This window comes from Streptomyces lydicus (genome assembly GCF_004125265.1).
In the GTDB taxonomy this organism is placed as follows: Bacteria; Actinomycetota; Actinomycetes; order Streptomycetales; family Streptomycetaceae; genus Streptomyces; species Streptomyces lydicus_C.
Genome location: NZ_RDTE01000003.1, coordinates 2,342,567 through 2,361,104 on the forward strand (window position 1 = coordinate 2,342,567; position 18,538 = coordinate 2,361,104).

Below are 18,538 nucleotides of genomic sequence, written 5' to 3' on the forward strand. Positions count from 1 at the left end.
ATCCGGGGCGACACCGCTCCCGGACCCGATCGCACCGAGGCGCCCGGGGACGCTGAACACCCGCACCCCCGGACCCCACCGCCTACGGTGTGCCGAACCAGTCCACGCACAGCACCAAGGAGTCGTCCAGGGGTTCCGCGGCGCGGTACTCGGCCAGGTGACGGAGTACGGCGCGGGGCACGGTGGCGGCGGGCAGCAGCATGCTGGCGTGCAGGGCCCGGGCCAGGGCGCGCTGGGCGTACGCCTCGCCCTGGGGCGAGAGAGCCGCGTACACCCCGTCGCTGACGATGAGGAGCCGGTCTCCGGGCAGGACCTCGAATTCCTTCGCCACGTACGGGGTCTCCTCGAACATGCCGAGCGGCATCTGCGGATCGAGATCGATGCGCTCGACCGTCTTCCCCCGCATCCGCCACAGCTGCGGCGACCCCGCGTCCACCGCCTGCACCCGGCCGGTCGTCAGATCGAACCGCAGCAGCAGGCTGGAGACGTACGCGCTGCCGCGGTACTGGGCGTAGAGGGCCTGATCGGCCAGAGCCGCCTGGTCCTCGATGCCGATGCCGGCCCGGCGCGCGTTGCGCAGCGCGTTGACGGCGAGGTGGGTGAGCAGCGACGCGTTGACACCCGTGCCCATGCCGTCGGTGACGGAGAGCGTCAGCTCGTGGGCGTCCGAGGCCCAGTCGTAGTTGTCGCCGTGAATGGCGTAGGCCGGCTCCAACTGGGCGCCGATGGCGTACTCGGCGGCGGAACAGGCCCGGGCCGGCAGCAGCTGCCACTGCATCTCGGCGGCCAGCGTGAGCCGGCTGATGCGCCGGGCCCGCTGGTAGACGTCGGTGTCGCGCTCGGCCACCAGGAGTTCGTGGCCGAGCAGTTCGGCCGCGTACACCAGGTCGTCGACGGTGTGCGGTACGGACCGCGCAACGGGCAGCCGCACGGTGAGGATGCCGGTGCGCTCCCCGCGGACCGACACCGGCAGGTGGTGTTCGACCACATCGCCCTGCCGGATCTGCCGGCGGGGCTCCTGGCTCCCGAACACCCTGCCCTCGACGCTGTTCGCCACCGGGATCGGTGCGCCCGGCGTGGCCGGCGCACCGAAGGGGGTGAGCGCCGTTGCCCCGTAGTCGGCGAGCAACAGCTGCACACAGAGCGCTCCGTACGATTCGGTGAGCACCGCACGAAGCGTGTCCACCAGAGCGTGCGGGGCCGATGCCCGCAGTGCTCGTTCCACATCACAGCGTTGAGTCACGGTCTCTCAGGCATTCTTCGTCCACGGACGACGCAAAGGCGGGGGCTGGCTGGGGACCGCGCCGGATGACAGAGTGACCGGGTGTCCCGTTTCCCTGGTTCGCCGCCTCCCCGCGAGCGCGCGGGCGCGGCCGTCCTCAACGCCTCCGGGCCGCCGGGCAAGGCCCCGGACCGGAGAGGTGCGGCAGCACACACACGGATGTCCGCCGCAGTTCCCGGGCACGGCGAAGCGGCGGCCGTCGCCCACCGTGCGGCGGGGCGCGGAGCGTTCCACGCGGCGGTCTCCTCCCCCTTCGCGGATGAGGGTGACGGCCACGCGTCGTCGGCGGCCACGCTCGTGTGTCTGACAGCACGTAGCGGGTCTCAGGCCGCTTCTCGTCCCCGAGCCGCGCCGGGCGCGGCCGTCTTGCCAGGTATCGGGAACAGATTGTTGCCTTATGGCGAATGTTGTCAAACGACAACTATGATTTCTATCCTGGGCGGTGCCGCACCCCCAGGACCTGTCCACTCACGAAGCGTCAGCCCCTACAGCGAGGTTCATCGTGCTGTCCCAGCCCCATGACGGCCGGTCCCTGCGTATCGACACGCGACAGGAGCAGGGGGCGGTGATCCTCACCGTCGCCGGACCGCTCGACCTGGACACCGTCGCGCCGCTCGACACCACCCTGCAGCGGCTGGCACAGGACGGCGCCGGCCCGGTCGTCATCGACCTGTCGGACGTCTCGTTCGCGGACTCGACGACGGTCAACGTGCTGATCCAGGCGCACGAGGCGCTGGGCCCCGCGCTGCGCCTCGCGGCTCCCTCCGCCGTTCTGGAACGGCTCTTCACGCTCACCGGACTCGACACGGTGCTGCCGCTGTACGGGTCCGTCCGCGCGGCGCTCGGCGCCTGAACGTCAGCCCCGTTCGGAACCGACGGCGGCGACGGCGACGGCCAGCTCGCCCAACGCCGCGACCAGCGCGCCCCGTTCGTCCGTCGGCATCCGGCGCAGCACCGCCGCCATACGCTCCACCCGGCTCGCCCGGAAGCGCTCCAGGAACGCCTCGCCCTCAGGACTCAGCTGCAGCCCGATCTCGCGCCGGTCGGCGGCCGTCGGGCGGCGGAGCAGCAGGCCGGCGGACTCCAGCGCGGCACAGACCCGGCTGGCGCGCGGCAGTCCCAGCCCCACGGCGGCGGCCACCGTGGTCAGGTTCCGCCCGGGACGCACCGAGACGACTCTCAGCACTCTCAGGCCGCCCGGGGAGAGCCGCGGTTCCACCGGGGCGGCCGCGTCCCGCATCAGGGCGGTGATCGCCTCACCGGCGGCGGCCAGTTGTTCCGCGGCCTCGCACAGTGTCGTTGCCGGCCCTCCGGCGCTGTGGCGTTGCATGGACGCATCCCGTTCCCACGGTCCGACGACAGATGCGGTGCGCCCTGCGGGCAGGGCTCGGGGCCATCCGAGGAGCCTGTGCGGGCGCACGGTCCCTGTGCCCTGCCCGCTTCTCCCGGGATCACACGGCCCGGGCACGTCTGCGGCCCGGCGCCGGGGCCGTCTTCAGCGTGCGAGGGCGGCCTGCACGATCTTGCCGCCGCCGGGGCGGGGTCCGACCGTGACCTCGCGGGCCAGGGCGGACACCAGAGGCCATCCGAAGCCGCCGTCGCGGCCGGTCAGGTCGGGGCTGCGCTCCCTCGGGTGAGCGGGACTGGCGTCCTCGACGCATATCCGGATGGTGTCCTGATCCGCGGTGAGCCGCAGCGCCGTGACGGCACCCGCATGGCGCAGCGCGTTGGTGACGAGTTCGGACACCAGCAGGAGCAGGTTCTGGGTGGTCCGGGCGGCCGGCGCCGGATGGAGCAGGCCGGCGAAGCTTCTGGCGAAGTCGCGGGCATCCGCCGCCGTCCGGGGACTGCAGAGGTCCCGGGCGGGCGGGGTCGAGGGGTCGTCCGTCGCAAGAGGATGGTGCACAAGCTTTCACCCCGGTCAGTGGAACGCCTCGTTCGGCTGGTGTGCAGCAAGCGTCATCAGGTGTTCGTGAGGCGTGTACCCAGCAGAACCCTTGCGGAACGGGGAACTTGGCGTGCCGGTGGGCGGTGCGGCCGGGGACGGCCGGGCCCCTGGGGACGCGGGCGGACGGCTGCGCCCGGCACCCCCGGCGGACAGCGGCCGGCGGACAGCGGCCTGCGGACAGCGGCCGTCAGAAGCAGCGGGGCCTGGCCGGTCACCCCTGCGTCCGTGCCCCCGCCCGCGAGGCGTCCCGGGTGGCCCGGCGGACGGCAAGGGCGAGGGTGTCGTCGGAGTGCAGGATGACGGTGTGCATGTCCTCCGCGACGGCGCCGGGGATTTCGTCCACCGGCCGGCGGGCATGGGCCCGGGCGCTCTTGACCAGGCGCGCCTCGCCTTCGATGGGGTCACGCCGGCTCTCGGTCAGGCCGTCGGTGTAGAGCACCAGAAGGTCGCCCTCGTGCAGGGTGTCGCACCGTACGGCCTCGCTCCCCGGCAGCGGGAAACCGATACCCCGGCCGCGGACCTCCAGATAGTCGGAGGTTCCGTCGGCGCGCAGCAGCAGGGCCGGCGGATGGCTGCCGTTGGCCAGGCGGAGTTCACCGGTGCCGGGGTGGATACGGGCGAGCAGCACCGTCGCCATGATCTCGGGGTCGAACGGGGCCAGGATGTCGTGGGTACGGGCGACGATGGATTCGAGCGGGTGGCCTTCGAGCGCCAGGGTGCGCACGGCATGCGTGACGTTGAGCGCGCTGCGCGTACTGCGCACACCGTGTCCCAGCGCATCGACGACGGTGATGTGCACGGTGCCGTCGGGGAGGGTGAGCCAGTCGTAGAAGTCGCCTCCCGTGGGCGCATCGGTGCCGGCCGGCTCGTAGTGGACGGCGAACTCCAGGCCCTCCACCCCGATCGGCGAGGGACGCAGCGCGTCCTCCAGCTCCCGCAGGGTCTGGCCGTGGGCCCGCCGCAGCTGTTCGTCCCGCTCCTCCAGCTGGACGTAGAGGGCGAGCACCCCGCTGTTGGTCTCGGCGAGTTCGTTCTTGAGGCGGTGCAGCTCGGTGGAGAGGGTGTCCGCCCGGGAGAGGGCCGCGGTGAGATCACTTTCGAGCGCCGCGATCCGCGCCTCGTACACCTCGGCACTCTGCGCCTCGCGCGTCCCGGACCGGCCGGGCAGCGCGCCGTGCGCGGCGGCCGGGGGAGCGGGCCCGTCCTGCCCCTCGCCGAGGGGCAGGTGCCAGGCGACCTGGCCGTCGGGCGTGGCCTGGCCCGGCAGCGGCAGGTGGGCCCAGCTCGGCGGGGCCGGCGTCGGTGCGGCGTGCAGGGTGACGGCCAGCAGGGCGGTGCCGCCCGGAGCGGTCCGCTCGGCGGCTTCGAGGCGGACGGGGCCGCCGGCGCGCAGGGCGTCGCCGGCCACCTGGACCACGGAGAGCACCAGGCGCCCTCCGGTACCGGAGGGAAGCCGGTGCGCTTCGCAGATCCGCCGTACGGCGCTGCGGAGGGCCGGCAGGTCGTGGAAGGTGTGGGGGGTCACGGAAGTCTCTGACGGGGACGGGCGGCGAGCACGGTCGCATCGTCGCGGGGGAGGCGGTGGCTGTGGACGAGGGACGCGGCGAGCAGGGACGGGGGCAGGCGGCGCACGAAGGCCGAAGGCGCCTGGGCCCAGCGGTGGTCGACGCCGTCGGAGTGGAGCAGTACGGTGCCGTCGGGCGGTACGGGGAAGGTCCGCACCTGCGGTGGTGTCATGTTCAGTCCGGCGATTCCGGGCTGGCCGCTGAGCCGGTGCCCCGGGCCGAGCGAGGTCAGTGTCACGACCCGTACGTTGCCGACGCCGCAGTACTCCGCCCGTTCGGGGTGCAGGCGCAGCAGGCCGACGGCCGCCCCGCGGGTGCGGCGCAGCGCCCGGTGCAGGCCGGTGAGGATCTCGGGCAGGGGCGCGTCCGGTCCGCGGTGGAAGGACCGCAGCGCCACCTGGGCGGCCTCGGCGGCGTGCGGTCCGTGGCCGAGGCCGTCCACGACCAGTGCGGTGCGCGCGGAGCCGTGATCGGCGAGGGCACACCCGTCGCCGCTGGTCTGTTCACGGTCTGCCGGTACGCAGATGGCACCTGCTTCCTGGTCGGCCGACGCGGCCGTGTCGGGGGCGGTGAGGCGGGCGCTGACGAGGGTTCCGTCCCCCGGCGCCGTACGGATGGTGAGGGTGGTGGCTATCCGTCTCACGGCTCCCAGGCCGGCGCCGAGGGTGCTGCCGGTGGTGTAGCCGTCGGTGAGGCACTGGTGCAGTTCGCCGATGCCGGGCCCGTGGTCCGCGGCGACGATCTCCATGCCGCCACCGAGGGGCAGGGCCTGGATGAACAGCGCACCGTTGGTCGCGTGATTGGCCAGATTGCTGGCCAGTTCCGAGGCGATGACCGCGGCCCGGTCGGGCAGCGCTCCCGGCAGCCCGCACTGCCCGGCGACCGCCCGGGCGGTTTCGGCGGCCAGATGCACGGCGCTGTAGTGGTCCACGGCGATGTGTGCCGTCGGCCGGGGGCAGGGGAGCGTCAACGACTCGCCCATCGCGTGGCGATCACGGTCGTGCCCTGTCCCGCAGCCGAGCGGAGTTCGAAGTCGTTCATCAGCCGCCGGGCGCCGCCCAGACCGTGGCCGAGCCCCGCGCCGGTGGTGAAGCCGTCGGTCAGTGCGGCGCCGACGTCGGCGATGCCGGGACCGTCGTCGGTGATCGTCAGCCGGAGTCCGGCGGTGTCGGCCGACATCAGGCAGTCGATGGTCACGGTGCCCCCTCCGCCGTGGATGTAGGCGTTACGTGCGAGCTCACTGGCGGCGGTGACCACACGCGTCTGGTCGACGATGCTGAACCCGGCCTGCACGGTGGCCGCCCGTACGGCGTGGCGGACCGTCAGCAGGTCCTCTTCGGTCCGCACCTGGTGCACCGATGTGCCGCCCTCCGCGCCGGGGACGTGCCGGGCGGCCGTGGCGAGGCCCACCGCGTGATCCCTACTCTGTGCCGAACTCACGCAGCACCCCTTCGGAAGGCTGCAGGCTCTGATGCCAGCCCAGCGCGGCCATGCCGTGCTCGGCGTTGAGTGCCGTTTCCACCCCGGTCAGCTGCAGCCCCAGCTCGACCAGGGTGATGGCGACCGGCGGCCGCATCCCGGCGACGATCACCCGGGCACCCAGCAGGCGTGCCATGGTGGTCAGCTCCATCAAAGTACGGGCCACGAAGGAATCGACGATTTCCAGCCGGGAAATGTCGATGAGGACCCCGCGCGCCCGGTCGCCGGTGATGCGTGCGGTCAGCTCCTCGGTGAACGCCACGGCCGTCTTGTCGTCGAGCTCGTTGAGGAGCCCGGTGACCAAAACGTCGCCCAGCCGCAGAATCGGCACACCGGCCGAGGCGGGGACATTCACCGCTGCGCCAGGGGGGCGGACTTCGACGGCGCGGCCTCGGTGAGTTTCACGGCTTCTCCCAGGGCGTCGGCCAGCGTGGACCGGGTCATGATCGTCGACAGGTCGATGCCGAGCTGGGCGATGGTCTGGGCGATCGGCGGCCGGATGCCGCTGATGATGCAGTCCGCGCCCATGAGACGTACCGCGTTGACCGTGTGCATCAGATGCTGGGCGACGGCGGTGTCGACGGTGGGCACGCCGGTGATGTCGATGATGGCGACCAGCGCCTCGTGCTCCTGGATGGCCTGGAGCACGTTCTCCATCACCACCTGGGTGCGTGCGGTGTCGAGCGTGCCGATCAGCGGGACGGCCAGAACCTGGCGCCACAGCCTGACGACCGGGGTGGACACCTCCAGCAGCTGCTGGCTCTGCCGGCGGATGATCTCTTCCCGGCCCTCCACGAAGATCTCGAAGGAGAGTGCGCCGGCGCTGTCCAGGAGGCGGTTGATCAGCACCGCGCTGTGGAAGAGGTCCTCACCGTCACGGGTGTGCCGCTGGACGGCCTTCAGCAGGGCCTCCTTCAGCGACAGCACGGCCAGCGACGTCGCGGTGGGCGAGACCCCCCGGCGGGCGCGCCGCAGGGAGATCTCGGATACGGCCTGATGGATCTCCTCGTGGGACGTGACCACATGCTCCACCGGCAGACCGCGGTCCAAGCCGGAGAGCAGGGCGCTGACCAGGGCATCGGCCTCCTCCCCCAGTTCGGCGTCGCTCACCTCCCCGTCCAGCGACGGCTGCGCCAGCTGCAACTGCACCCAACGGTCCGAGATCTCATCGGCCTCTTCGCGCAGCACGCTCACGACGCGTTCGCGTGCGGCAACCTCAGCGGATCCCAACTCATCGTCCTTTCGGTCGGCCGGCCCGGACGGCTGCCTCGGGCCGGATCGCCCTGCGGTTGCGGCGGGCCGGCCCGCACACCGTTAACAGTTGTCGCCCGGCAAATGTTAGCGAGCACGATCAAGGGCCGGAACCCGCGGGCGCGCTCTTCACCCACCGGCGGCCGCGAGCGGCCGGGCAGCCGGATCCTTGCGGTCGGCTCTCCCGGGACACCGGCGGCCTCCTGTCCAGGCACGACGCCGGTGACCGCGGTGCCCCGCGGCCGGCCGCGCTCCCGCACAGGGACAGCGATGATCTCCGTTCAGCAGTGACCGTCACCGATCCAGTCAAGACACAGCACCAAGGCGTCATCCAAGGACTCCGCCGCACGGTAATCGGCCACATCACGCAGGATCTCACGCGGCACCATGGCGGCCGGCAGCAGACTCGTGGCGTGGACGGCGCGCGCGAGCGCCTGCTCGGCGTACTTCTCCCCGCGTGGCGACAGCGTCTCGTACACCCCGTCACTGACGAAGATCAGACGGTCCCCCGGGGCGACGGTGAACTCCTGCGGGGTGTAGTGGGACTCCTCGAACATGCCCAGGGGCAGCTGGGCCTCGAGATCGATGCGCTCGACCGACTTCCCCCGCATCCGCCACATCTGCGGCGAGCCCGCGTCGATGGCTTCCACCCGGCCCGTCGCGAGCTCGATGCGCAGCAGCAGCGTGGACACATGGACCGCGCCCCGGTAGTGGTCGTGGACGGCCTGGTCGGCCAGTGCCGCCTGGTCCGCGAGGCCGACACCGGCCCGGCGGGCGTTGCGCAGGGCGTTGACGGCGAGGTTGGTCAGGAGCGAGGCCTCGATGCCCTCGCCCATCCCGTTGGTGACGCTGAACGTCAGCTCGCCGGCCTCCACGGACCAGTCGAAGTTGTCACCGTGCACGGCGTACGCGGGCTCCAGCTGTGCCCCGAGGGCGAACCGCCCGTCGCGGTACGCGCGGGCGGGCAGCAGCTGCCACTGCATCTCCGCGGCCAGGGTGAGGCGGCTGACCCTGCGGGCCCGCTGGTAGACGTCCGTGTCCCGCTCGGCGACCAGGATCTCGCGCCCGAGCAGGTCGGCCACGTACCGGAGCTCGTCGACGACCTCCGGTGTGGAGTCCTCGTCCGGGAGCCGCACCGTCAGGATGCCGATGCGGTCGCCACGCACCGTCACCGGCAGATGGTGCTCGACGGCGTCCCCGTGCGCCACCTGCTGCTCCCGGGGTTCCTGGCTGCCCAGCGCCCGTCCCTCGGCGCTGCCGAAGACGGACAGCGAGTCCTCGCCGTCACCCGGGCCGCCCCCCGAACCGTCGCACGCTCTGAGCACCGTCCCGCCGTAGTCCGTCAGCAACAGCCGCACCGCGGTGGCCCGGTAGGCGGTGGTGAGGACGTCGCGCAGGGCGTCGACCAGGGCATGCGGCGCCGCGGCGCGCAGTGCCGTCTCGACTTCGAGGCGTTGGGTCATGGTTTCGCGGACACCCTTCGTCCAGGTCCAAGGGCAGGGTCGGTCTGACAAGGGCACGCACAGGGTGACAGAGTGTTCGTGTGTCCCGTTTCACCGGTCGGCCCCATTCCCACGAGCGCGCGAGCGCGGCGGCGCTTGCCACGGCCGAGTTGCTCGAGGTGCTGTGGGGACGCGGGCAGGAAGCGGCACGCTCGGCGGAGGTCTCGCTGTCCCAGCTGCGCGCACTGCTGGTGATCGAGCGCCGCGAGGGCACCAATCTGCGCACCCTCGCCGAAGCACTCGGCTCGCGTCCGCCGGCGGTCAGCAGGCTCTGCGACCGTCTGGAGGCCATGGGCCTCGCGGAGCGGGGACCCAGCGCGACCAGCCGGCGGGAGGTCGAGCTGCGGCTGAGCCTGCGCGGCCGGATGCTGCTGGAGCAGTACCGCGTGGCACGCAGCCGGGAGGTCACGGCCACCCTCGACCGCATGGAACCGGCCGATGTCGCCCGGCTCGCGGCGGGTCTGGAGGCCTTCCACGCGGCGTCCGCCCGGCTCGCGGCGGACCGGGACGACGCGGCACCCCCGGGCGGCGACGTCGCGGACAGCGCCTAGCGTCACCCGGTCCCCCTCCTCTTTCCGTGCCGTCGCACCGCCGGGGGACGACCTGCCGCGCCCCGCACACTGCGGACCTTCCGCACTCGGCGCACCGCCCGCGCGGTACGTCCCGCAGCCCGCGGCCGTCCCCGTGCCGGCGGACGCCGCCGCAAGATCCGTCAACCGCATGCCCTCAGTATCCCGCCTGGGAGGGCAGCGGAGCGCGAGCCGGTGTGGCCGGGGGATTTCCGCCCTACGGTCGGGCCATGGCCGACAACGCAACTCCTCCTTCGACCCCTCTCGCGCGCGGCGAGCGCTTCGTCTGGCTGACCGCGCGGGTGCTCGAACAGCGGCTTTTCGCGTACCACTTCCTCGGCGGCGGGGCCGACCCGGTCGAGACCGCGCTCGCCGCGTACCGCAATGACGACGACGGCTTCGGCCACGCGCTGGAGCCCGACCTCCGCGGCCCGGTCAGCCAGCCGCTGCACACCGCCCGCGCCCTGCACGTCCTCGATCGGATCGGGCGCTGTGACGGCCGCCAGGTGGAGCGCATCTGCCGCTATCTGACGAAGATCTCCACCCCGGACGGCGCACTGCCCGCGGTGCACCCCTCGCAGCGCGGCTATCCGGCCGCGCCCTGGATCCCGGTGACCGACGGCCCGCCGAGCGCACTGCTGACCACCGGCCCCGTGGTGGGGGTGCTGCACCGCAACGAGGTCTGGCACGCCTGGCTCTTCCGCGCCACGGACTACTGCTGGGCGGCCGTGGAGTCCCTGACCCTGACCCATCCGTACGAGGTGGAGGCGGCGGTGGCCTTCCTGGACGGCGCCCCGGACCGGCCGCGGGCCGCCGCGGCGGCGCAGCGCCTCGGGCGGCTCGTACGGGAACAGCGGCTGGTGCTGCTCGACCCGGAGCGGGCGGCGGACGTCCCGGTGGCGCAGGGGTACGCCCCCGGGGAGCATCACCTGGCGTACGACTTCGCGCCCACGCCCGGCTCGCTGGCGCGCGACTGGTTCACCGACGAGGAGATGGACCGGGCGCTGGACCACCTCGGCGCGCTCCAGCAGGAGGACGGCGGCTGGCCCGTCAACTGGCGGGCGTGGGCGCCCGGGACGGCGCTGGAGAGCCGCCCGGCGGTGACGCTCAAGGCGCTGCTGACCCTGCGGGCGTACGGGCGCCGCATCGGCTGAGCGCTCCCCTCCCCGGGCCCGTTCACCGGCCGTGACGGCCGCGGCGGCGCCGGCGGGACGGCCCGGGAGACCCCGCTCCGCGGCGGGCGGCGCGGCACGCGAGGACCGCGTTGTCAGTGGTCCGGTGCACGATGGAGGACATGGCCAAGGCAGCGCTCGACTCCTTCTCCCCCGCGACCCGCGGCTGGTTCGCCGGGGCGTTCAGCGCGCCCACCGCCGCGCAGGAAGGGGCCTGGCGGGCGATCGGCGCGGGCTGTGATGTCCTCGTGGTGGCGCCGACGGGCTCCGGCAAGACCCTCGCCGCCTTCCTGGCGTCCCTGGACGCGCTGGCGAGCACTCCCCCGCCCGCCGAGCCGAAGAAGCGCTGCCGGGTGCTGTACGTCTCCCCGATGAAGGCGCTGGCCGTCGATGTCGAGCGCAATCTGCGCAGTCCGCTGACGGGCATCCGGCAGGAGTCGGTCCGCCTCGGGCTGCCGGAGCCGGACATCACGGTCGGCATCCGCTCCGGAGACACCCCGCCCGCCGAGCGCCGTTCGCTGGCCAACCGCCCGCCGGACATCCTCATCACCACCCCCGAGTCGCTGTTCCTCATGCTGACGTCCTCGGCCAGGGAGGCGCTGGCGGGCGTCGAGACGGTGATCGTGGACGAGGTCCATGCGGTGGCCGGCACCAAGCGCGGTGCGCATCTGGCGCTGTCCCTGGAGCGGCTGGACGAGCAGCTGGACCGCCCCGCGCGGCGCATCGGGCTGTCGGCGACGGTGCGGCCGGTGGAGGAGGTGGCGCGCTATCTGTCGCCGCGGCGCCGGGTGGAGATCGTCCAGCCGCCGTCCGGGAAGCGTTTCGACCTGTCGGTGGTCGTCCCGGTGGAGGACATGGGCGAGCTGGGCGGCTCACCGGTCCAGGAGGGCGACACCGGTGAGAAGCCGTCCATCTGGCCGCAGGTCGAGGAGAGGATCGCCGATCTTGTCCAGGCCCACCGCTCCACGATCGTCTTCGCCAACTCCCGCCGGCTGGCGGAGCGGCTGTGCAACCGCCTCAACGAGATCGCCTACGAGCGGCAGACCGGCGAGGCGCTGCCCGAGCACCATTCCCCCGCCGAGCTGATGGCCGAGGCCGGGGCGGCCAGGGGCGCCCCGGCGCTGCTGGCCCGCGCCCACCACGGCTCGGTGTCCAAGGAGCAGCGCGCCCAGGTGGAGGAGGACCTGAAGGCGGGCCGGCTGCCGGCCGTGGTCGCCACCTCCAGTCTGGAGCTGGGCATCGACATGGGCGCGGTCGATCTGGTCATCCAGGTGGAGTCGCCGCCGTCGGTGGCCTCCGGACTGCAGCGGGTCGGCCGGGCCGGGCACCAGGTCGGCGCGGTCTCTACGGGCGTCGTCTTCCCCAAGTACCGCGGCGATCTGGTGCAGGCCGCCGTGGTCACCGAGCGGATGCGCTCGGGCGCCATCGAGGCGCTGCGGGTGCCGGCCAATCCGCTGGACGTCCTCGCCCAGCAGCTCGTCGCCATGGCCGCGATGGACACCTGGGACGTCGAGGAGTTGCTGGCCGTCGTCCGGCGGGCGGCCCCGTTCGCCGCGCTTCCCGAGTCGGCGTTCACGGCTGTGCTGGACATGCTCGCCGGCCGCTACCCCTCCGACGCCTTCGCCGAGCTGCGGCCACGCCTGGTGTGGGACCGCGTCGCGCAGACCGTCACGGGCCGCCCCGGCGCCCAGCGGCTGGCCGTCACCTCCGGCGGCACGATTCCGGACCGCGGCCTGTTCGGGGTGTTCCTGGCCGGCGGGGACAGTGGCAAGGGTGGGGGCCGCCGGGTGGGAGAGCTCGATGAGGAGATGGTCTACGAGTCCCGCGTCGGCGATGTCTTCACGCTCGGCACGACGTCCTGGCGCATCGAGGACATCACCCGCGACCGGGTACTGGTCACCCCCGCCCCCGGCGTACCGGGACGACTGCCCTTCTGGAAGGGCGACCAGCTGGGCCGCCCCCTCGAACTGGGCCGCGCGCTCGGCGCGTTCCTCCGCGAACTCGGCGCGCTCGGGCCCGAGGACGCCCGGAGCCGGCTGTCCGCCGCCGGGCTGGACGACTGGGCGGCGTCCAATGTGCTGAGCTACCTCGCCGAGCAGAAGCAGGCCTGCGGCCATGTCCCCGACGACCGCACCATCGTCGTGGAGCGGTTCCGTGACGAGCTCGGCGACTGGCGGGTGGTCGTCCACTCCCCCTTCGGCGCCCAGGTCCACGCCCCGTGGGCGCTGGCCCTCGGCGCCCGCCTCGCCGAGCGCTACGGCATGGACGCCCAGGTGATGCACGCCGACGACGGCATCGTGCTGCGGCTTCCCGACGCCGACCTGCTGGGCCTCGGCCTCCTGGACGGCGACGGCGCCTTCGATCCGGCCGCCGATCCGGGCCTGGCCGCGCGCGGCACGGAGTACGACCCCGAGCAGTCCCCCGTGGGGGCGGCCGATGTCGCCTTCGAACACAGCGAGGTCGACCGGATCGTCACCGACCAGGTGGGCGGCTCCGCGCTGTTCGCCTCCCGGTTCCGGGAGTGCGCCGCCCGCGCGCTGCTGCTGCCGAGGCGCAGCCCCGGCAAGCGCACCCCGCTGTGGCAGCAGCGGCAGCGCGCCGCGCAGCTGCTCCAGGTGGCGAGCGAGTTCGGGTCCTTCCCGATCGTGCTGGAGGCCGTCCGCGAGTGCCTGCAGGACGTCTTCGACGTACCGGGCCTGGCGGAGCTGATGGGGGACATCGAGGCGCGCCGGGTCCGGCTGGTGGAGGTCACCACCCCCGAGCCGTCCCCGTTCGCCCGCTCACTGCTGTTCGGCTATGTCGCCCAGTTCCTCTACGAGGGCGACTCCCCGCTCGCCGAGCGCCGCGCCGCCGCCCTCTCCCTGGACTCCCGGCTGCTGGCCGAGCTGCTGGGCCAGGCCGAGCTGCGCGAGCTGCTGGACGCCGAGGTGCTGGCCGGGCTGGAGCGCGAGCTGCAGTGGCTCACGGACGACCGGCGGGTCAAGGACGTCGAGGGCGTCGCGGATGTCCTGCGGCTGCTGGGGCCGCTGACCGGCGCCGAGCTGGCCGAGCGCGGCGCCGATCCGGCGTGGCCCCGGGAGCTGGCCGCCGCCCGCCGGGCCATCGCGGTGCGGATCGCCGGGACCGAGCACTGGGCTGCCGTCGAGGACGCCGGCCGGCTCCGCGACGCCCTGGGCACCGCACTGCCGGTCGGCGTCCCCGAGTCGTTCACGGAACCGGTGGGGGACCCGCTGGGCGATCTGCTGTCCCGCTACGCCCGCACCCACGGCCCGTTCACCTCCGAACAGGCCGCCGCCCGCTTCGGCCTCGGTACGGCCGTCACCGACGGCGCGCTGCAGCTCCTCGCCGCGGCCGGCCGGGTGGTCCAGGGGGAGTTCCACCCCGCGGGCATCGGCCAGGAGTGGTGCGACGCCCAGGTGCTGCGCAGGCTGCGCCGCCGCTCGCTCGCCGCGCTGCGCGAGGAGCTGGAACCGGTGCCGCCCGCCGCGCTCGCCGCCTTCCTCCCCCAGTGGCAGCACCTCGCCGCGCCCCGGCCGGCGCAGGTGAGCGGGGTGCCGGCGCCGCTCGGCGGCGCGTCGCACAGCCTGCGCGGTATCGACGGTCTGGTGCGCGCCGTCGAGCAGCTGCAGGGCGCCTCCGTCCCCGCCTCCGCCCTGGAGAAGCTGGTGCTGCCCTCCCGCGTCGGCGGCTACACCCCCGCCCTGCTGGACGAACTCACCACCACCGGCGAGGTGGTGTGGGCCGGTGCCGGAGCGCTCCCCGGCAAGGACGGCTGGGTCGCTCTCCATCTCGCCGACTCCGCCCCGCTCCTGCTCCCACAGCCCCTCCCGCTGGAACTGACCGCGCTGCACGAGTCGTTGCTGACCGCCCTCGCCCCCGGATACGGGCTGTTCTTCCGCCAGCTCGCCGACCAGGTCCGCGCCACCACCCACCCCGAGGCCACCGACTCCCAACTGGCCGACGCCCTGTGGGACCTGGCCTGGTCGGGCCGGCTGACCAACGACACCCTGGCCCCGCTGCGCGCCCTCCTCGGCTCGGGCCGCACGGCAGGATCGACCGCCCACCGCGCCCGCCGGGCCGTCCCCCGGAGCAGATGGGGGCACCCCCGGACGGAGTTCGGGGGAGGCTCGCTGACCGCCGCCGCGGGCCGCCCCACCGCCTCCCGCTCCGGCCCGCCGACGGTGGGCGGCCGCTGGTCCCTGCTGCCCGCCCCCGAACCGGACCCCACCCACCGCGCCCACGCCCTGGCCCGTACGCTCCTGGACCGGCACGGCATCGTCACCCGCGGCGCGGTCACCGCCGAGGGGGTCGAGGGCGGATTCGCCGCCGCGTACCGCGTACTGGCCGCCTTCGAGGAGTCCGGCCAGGCCCGCCGCGGCTATGTGGTGGAGGGTCTGGGCGCCGCCCAGTTCGCGATGGACGGCGCGGTGGACCGGCTGCGCACGGTCAGCACCCAGCGCGAGCGCACCGCCGATGAGGCCCCGCCGGACGGCGGCCCGGCGCCGTCCCGGCGCGGCGGACCGCAGCGCGCGATCGTGCTGGCCGCCGCCGACCCGGCGAATGCCTACGGCGCCGCCCTGTCCTGGCCCGAGCCGCCCGAGGGCTCGGCCCACAAACCCGGCCGCAAGGCGGGCGCCCTCGTCGTCCTCGTCGACGGCGAGCTGACGCTCTACCTGGAGCGCGGCGGCAAGACCCTGCTCGCCTGGCCGTCCGTCCACGACCCGGCCCCGGCCGCCACGGACCCCCGCCTGCAGCTCGCCGTCGAGGCGCTGACGGATGCCGCCCGCGCCGGCGCCCTGGGCACCCTCACCACCGAACGCATCAACGGCACCTCGGCGCTCACCTCCCCCTACGCCCCCGCCCTGGAGTCCGCCGGCTTCCACCCGACCCCGAGGGGACTGCGGCTGCGGGGGTGACGGGGAGCGGCGACCACATCCGGCAACCACACCCCCGCGCCGGGGAGCCCCGCCCGCGCGCACCCGCGCGGCATGATGGTGACATGCCCGAAGGCGACACCGTCTGGCGCCTGGCCCAGCGGCTCGGCGACGCGCTGGCCGGCCATCCGCTGACCCGCTGCGACCTGCGGGTCCCCCGGCTCGCGACGGTGGACCTGACCGGCCGCGAGGTGCTGGAGGTGCGCTCCCGCGGCAAGCATCTCCTCACCCGCTTCGAGGGCGGCCTCACCCTGCACTCCCATCTGCGGATGGACGGCGCATGGAGGATCTACGCCCCGGCCGAGCGCTGGCGCGGCGGCCCCGCCCATCAGATCAGGGCGGTCCTCGGCACCGCGGAACACACCGCCGTCGGCTACCGCCTCCCGGTCCTCGACCTGCTGCGCACCGCCGACGAATCCCGGGTCGTCGACCATCTGGGCCCCGATCTCCTCGGCCCCGACTGGGACCCGGAACGAGCCCTCGGCCGGCTGCTCGCCACCCCCGACCGCCCGCTCGGCGAGGCCCTGCTCGACCAGCGCAATCTGGCCGGCATCGGCAATGTCTACAAGTGCGAGCTGTGCTTTCTGCTGCGCGCCTCCCCCTGGCTCCCCATCGGCCGGCTGCCCCGGCCCGAGCGCCTGCCCGCCCTCGCCAAAAAGCTCCTGGAGGCCAACAAGCACCGCCCCGCCCGCACCACCACCCCCTGGGGCCACCGCCCGCCCCCCTTCGGGAACAGCGGGGGCGCCCGCCCCGACCGCCGGCTGTGGGTCTACGGCTGGGCCGGCCGCCCCTGCCTGCGCTGCGGCACCGCGATCCGCACCGGCGACCAGGACCCCGTCGACCAGGCCCCCGCCACCGAGGAGCGCGTCACCTACTGGTGCCCCGCCTGCCAGCCGGACCGGCAGGCCGCCCGGCCCACGGACTGAGCCATACCGGATCACGTCGCACCAATTGACGGTCCGTCAGATTCCTCCCTACCCTCACCCCATGCCCTTCACGGCGTACGACCTCACGGGCCGCACCGCGATCGTCACCGGCGCGGCAAGCGGAATCGGCCGCGCCAGCGCCACCCTCCTCGCCGAGGCCGGGGCCACCGTCCACTGCGCCGATCTCGACGACCAGGGCGTCAAGGCGACCGCGGCGGCGATCACCGCGGCAGGCGGTTCGGCGCACGCCCACCACCTCGACGTCACCCGGCGCGACGAGATCGCCGCGGTCGTCGACGCCGCCCGCAGCACCACCGGCCGCCTCGACGTGATGGCGAACATCGCCGGGATCATGTACTCCTCCCCCGTCCTGGAGACCGAGGACGCGGAGCTGGACCGGGTCTGGAACACCAACTTCAAGGGCGTGCTCCACGGCTGCCAGGAGGCGGCCCGCGCCATGATCGCCACCGCCACCCCCGGTTCCCTCGTGAACATGGCCTCCGGCGCGATCGACACCGGCGCGCCCGGCCTGCTCTGCTACGGCGCCTCCAAGGCCGCCGTCGTCCAGCTCACCAAGACCCTGGCCACGGAGGTGGGCCGGCACGGCATCCGCGTCAATGCCGTCGCCCCGGGGTGGGTGCGTACGGCGATGACCGAGCGGCACACCGCCCGGGACCGGCAGCAGGCGGAGGGGCCGATGATCCGGATGTCGCCTCTGGGGAGGGTGGGAGAGCCGGAGGACATCGCCCACACCGTTCTGCATCTGGCGTCGGATGCCTCGTCGTTCATGACCGGTCAGATCCTCCGCCCGAACGGCGGCGTCGCCATGCCCTGGTGACCACCGCCCCCCACGCCCCCCGCGCCCCGTGAAACCCCCTGACCACCCGGTCCAGGGCGCGCCGCGGGCCGCCGCCGGGCAGGTCCGCCCGCGGAACGCAGTGCACCGGCAGCAGACTGAGCCCCCAGCCGCCCAGCGCCACCACCCCCTCGACCACCCCCGCCGACTGCGGCCACACCACCAACCGGACCGCCGCCCACCACCACAAGGCCCCGACGACAGCCCCGGATATCCAGCGCCCGGGTACGTTCCGCGGGCGCCGGCCGGCCGTCGCACGGGCCGCGACGTCACGCCACCCCATGACTGCCTCCTCCGGCCGACGCTAGACGGATCCCGCCGCCCGGCGGGAGGGCGCACCGGGGCATTTCCGGCACTCAGCCCGCCCCGCAAGCCCCGCAACGGACCTCGACGCCGCGCGGCCCCCGGGCGGTCACCGCAGACCCGCAGGGCACACGCCGGCAAGCCGGCCCCGGCGGGCACCCCGGCCCCGCGGCGGGCACCGCGGCACTTCGGCGGGCGTGCCGCGACCGGTCAGTGCGCCTCGGCCTGGAACATCCAGTGGTGCTTCTCCAGGTCGGCGGTCAGCCCGATCAGGATGTCCTGGCTGACCGGGTCCGGGTCCGCGGTGGCGACGATCCGCTCGCGCATCCGGCCGATGACCGCGCCGAGCGCGTTCACCATCGCCCGCACCACATCGCCGTCCTTGATCCAGCCGTCCGTGATCTCGCTGATGCCACTGGTCTTGGAGACGGTGACGGCCCGCCCGTCGGGGGACACCCCGATCGCGGACGCCCGCTCGGCCACCGTGTCGGCGTGCTGCCGTGCACTGGTGACCACATCGTCGAGCTGCAGGTGCACGGAGCGGAAGCGGGGCCCGACGACGTTCCAGTGCACCTGCTTGGCCACGAGAGACAGGTCCACCAGGTCGACGAGAGCCCCCTGCAGGGCGGTCCCGACCACTTTGCGGTCTTTATCGGACAGCGTGCTCTTGACGACAGACATCCAGACACTCCTGATTCAGGCGATATATCCGATGTGGCCATCGTATAAATGAATCGCCCGTTCCGAGCTG

16 protein-coding genes are annotated in these 18,538 nt (G+C 73.7%); 6 read left to right on the plus strand and 10 right to left on the minus strand.

Annotation, left to right across the window (positions count from 1 at the left end):
* Nucleotides 1–82: 82 nt before the first annotated feature.
* Complete coding sequence (locus tag D9V36_RS12735) at nucleotides 83–1,243, minus strand: PP2C family protein-serine/threonine phosphatase (RefSeq protein WP_129293873.1); 1,161 nt, start codon at nucleotides 1,241–1,243, stop codon at nucleotides 83–85.
* A gap of 541 nt (nucleotides 1,244–1,784) precedes the next feature.
* Here D9V36_RS12735 and D9V36_RS12740 point away from each other — a divergent pair.
* Nucleotides 1,785–2,135: an STAS domain-containing protein gene (locus D9V36_RS12740; protein WP_206739656.1), complete on the plus strand. Its 351-nt coding sequence runs from the start codon at nucleotides 1,785–1,787 to the stop codon at nucleotides 2,133–2,135.
* Between the two features lie 3 nt (nucleotides 2,136–2,138).
* Here D9V36_RS12740 and D9V36_RS12745 read toward each other — a convergent pair whose 3' ends face one another.
* The 8 genes from D9V36_RS12745 to D9V36_RS12780 all read right to left on the minus strand — a co-directional run bounded on the left by D9V36_RS12745 (nucleotide 2,139) and on the right by D9V36_RS12780 (nucleotide 8,988).
* Entirely contained in the window at nucleotides 2,139–2,612 is a 474-nt protein-coding gene (locus D9V36_RS12745) for a MarR family winged helix-turn-helix transcriptional regulator (protein ID WP_129293874.1), read from the minus strand.
* A 165-nt stretch (nucleotides 2,613–2,777) separates the two neighbouring features.
* Nucleotides 2,778–3,188, minus strand: coding sequence for an ATP-binding protein (locus D9V36_RS12750; protein WP_129293875.1), 411 nt, complete (start codon nucleotides 3,186–3,188; stop codon nucleotides 2,778–2,780).
* Between the two features lie 253 nt (nucleotides 3,189–3,441).
* A complete protein-coding gene (locus D9V36_RS12755) occupies nucleotides 3,442–4,755 on the minus strand; it encodes a PP2C family protein-serine/threonine phosphatase (RefSeq protein ID WP_129293876.1) in 1,314 nt (437 codons plus the stop codon).
* Nucleotides 4,752–5,777 (minus strand): SpoIIE family protein phosphatase, encoded by a 1,026-nt coding sequence (locus D9V36_RS12760; protein ID WP_129293877.1) that lies wholly within the window; start codon nucleotides 5,775–5,777, stop codon nucleotides 4,752–4,754. Before D9V36_RS12760 ends, D9V36_RS12755 begins: the two co-directional genes overlap by 4 nt.
* Nucleotides 5,762–6,205: an ATP-binding protein gene (locus D9V36_RS12765; protein WP_431357750.1), complete on the minus strand. Its 444-nt coding sequence runs from the start codon at nucleotides 6,203–6,205 to the stop codon at nucleotides 5,762–5,764. The genes D9V36_RS12760 and D9V36_RS12765 overlap by 16 nt, the downstream gene beginning before the upstream one ends.
* Before the next feature lie 10 nt (nucleotides 6,206–6,215).
* Nucleotides 6,216–6,629, minus strand: a complete 414-nt coding sequence (locus tag D9V36_RS12770) for an STAS domain-containing protein (RefSeq protein WP_129293879.1) — start codon at nucleotides 6,627–6,629, stop codon at nucleotides 6,216–6,218.
* The gene (locus D9V36_RS12775) at nucleotides 6,626–7,504 is read right to left on the minus strand and encodes an STAS domain-containing protein (protein ID WP_129293880.1); all 879 of its coding nucleotides are present in this window, start codon (nucleotides 7,502–7,504) and stop codon (nucleotides 6,626–6,628) included. Before D9V36_RS12775 ends, D9V36_RS12770 begins: the two co-directional genes overlap by 4 nt.
* A gap of 302 nt (nucleotides 7,505–7,806) precedes the next feature.
* Complete coding sequence (locus tag D9V36_RS12780; protein WP_129293881.1) at nucleotides 7,807–8,988, minus strand: PP2C family protein-serine/threonine phosphatase; 1,182 nt, start codon at nucleotides 8,986–8,988, stop codon at nucleotides 7,807–7,809.
* A gap of 80 nt (nucleotides 8,989–9,068) precedes the next feature.
* Here D9V36_RS12780 and D9V36_RS12785 point away from each other — a divergent pair, with 80 nt between their 5' ends.
* The 5 genes from D9V36_RS12785 to D9V36_RS12805 all read left to right on the plus strand — a co-directional run bounded on the left by D9V36_RS12785 (nucleotide 9,069) and on the right by D9V36_RS12805 (nucleotide 17,466).
* On the plus strand, nucleotides 9,069–9,578 hold the full coding sequence (locus D9V36_RS12785) for a MarR family winged helix-turn-helix transcriptional regulator (protein ID WP_129293882.1): 510 nt from the start codon (nucleotides 9,069–9,071) through the stop codon (nucleotides 9,576–9,578).
* 248 nt (nucleotides 9,579–9,826) lie between these two features.
* Nucleotides 9,827–10,750: a hypothetical protein gene (locus tag D9V36_RS12790; RefSeq protein ID WP_129293883.1), complete on the plus strand. Its 924-nt coding sequence runs from the start codon at nucleotides 9,827–9,829 to the stop codon at nucleotides 10,748–10,750.
* Between the two features lie 140 nt (nucleotides 10,751–10,890).
* Nucleotides 10,891–15,684 carry an Lhr family helicase gene (locus D9V36_RS12795; RefSeq protein ID WP_129293884.1) on the plus strand — a complete coding sequence of 1,598 codons (4,794 nt, stop codon included), beginning with the start codon at nucleotides 10,891–10,893 and terminating at the stop codon, nucleotides 15,682–15,684.
* An 83-nt stretch (nucleotides 15,685–15,767) separates the two neighbouring features.
* Nucleotides 15,768–16,628 (plus strand): Fpg/Nei family DNA glycosylase, encoded by an 861-nt coding sequence (locus tag D9V36_RS12800; RefSeq protein ID WP_129293885.1) that lies wholly within the window; start codon nucleotides 15,768–15,770, stop codon nucleotides 16,626–16,628.
* Nucleotides 16,629–16,689: 61 nt separating this feature from the next.
* Complete coding sequence (locus D9V36_RS12805) at nucleotides 16,690–17,466, plus strand: SDR family NAD(P)-dependent oxidoreductase (protein ID WP_129293886.1); 777 nt, start codon at nucleotides 16,690–16,692, stop codon at nucleotides 17,464–17,466.
* A gap of 531 nt (nucleotides 17,467–17,997) precedes the next feature.
* On the opposite strand, the gene D9V36_RS12815 is transcribed toward D9V36_RS12805, so the two are convergent.
* Nucleotides 17,998–18,468 carry a Dps family protein gene (locus D9V36_RS12815; RefSeq protein ID WP_129293887.1) on the minus strand — a complete coding sequence of 157 codons (471 nt, stop codon included), beginning with the start codon at nucleotides 18,466–18,468 and terminating at the stop codon, nucleotides 17,998–18,000.
* Nucleotides 18,469–18,538: the final 70 nt, after the last annotated feature.

Excerpts from the sequence above, each read along its gene's own strand:
- D9V36_RS12795 (WP_129293884.1), top strand. The coding sequence starts at position 10,891 with ATGGCCAAGGCAGCGCTCGACTCCTTCTCCCCCGCGACCCGCGGCTGG.
- D9V36_RS12745 (WP_129293874.1), bottom strand. The coding sequence starts at position 2,612 with ATGCAACGCCACAGCGCCGGAGGGCCGGCAACGACACTGTGCGAGGCC.
- D9V36_RS12760 (WP_129293877.1), bottom strand. The coding sequence starts at position 5,777 with ATGGGCGAGTCGTTGACGCTCCCCTGCCCCCGGCCGACGGCACACATC.
- D9V36_RS12815 (WP_129293887.1), bottom strand. The coding sequence starts at position 18,468 with ATGTCTGTCGTCAAGAGCACGCTGTCCGATAAAGACCGCAAAGTGGTC.
- D9V36_RS12805 (WP_129293886.1), top strand. The coding sequence starts at position 16,690 with ATGCCCTTCACGGCGTACGACCTCACGGGCCGCACCGCGATCGTCACC.
- D9V36_RS12780 (WP_129293881.1), bottom strand. The coding sequence starts at position 8,988 with ATGACCCAACGCCTCGAAGTCGAGACGGCACTGCGCGCCGCGGCGCCG.
- D9V36_RS12790 (WP_129293883.1), top strand. The coding sequence starts at position 9,827 with ATGGCCGACAACGCAACTCCTCCTTCGACCCCTCTCGCGCGCGGCGAG.
- D9V36_RS12800 (WP_129293885.1), top strand. The coding sequence starts at position 15,768 with ATGCCCGAAGGCGACACCGTCTGGCGCCTGGCCCAGCGGCTCGGCGAC.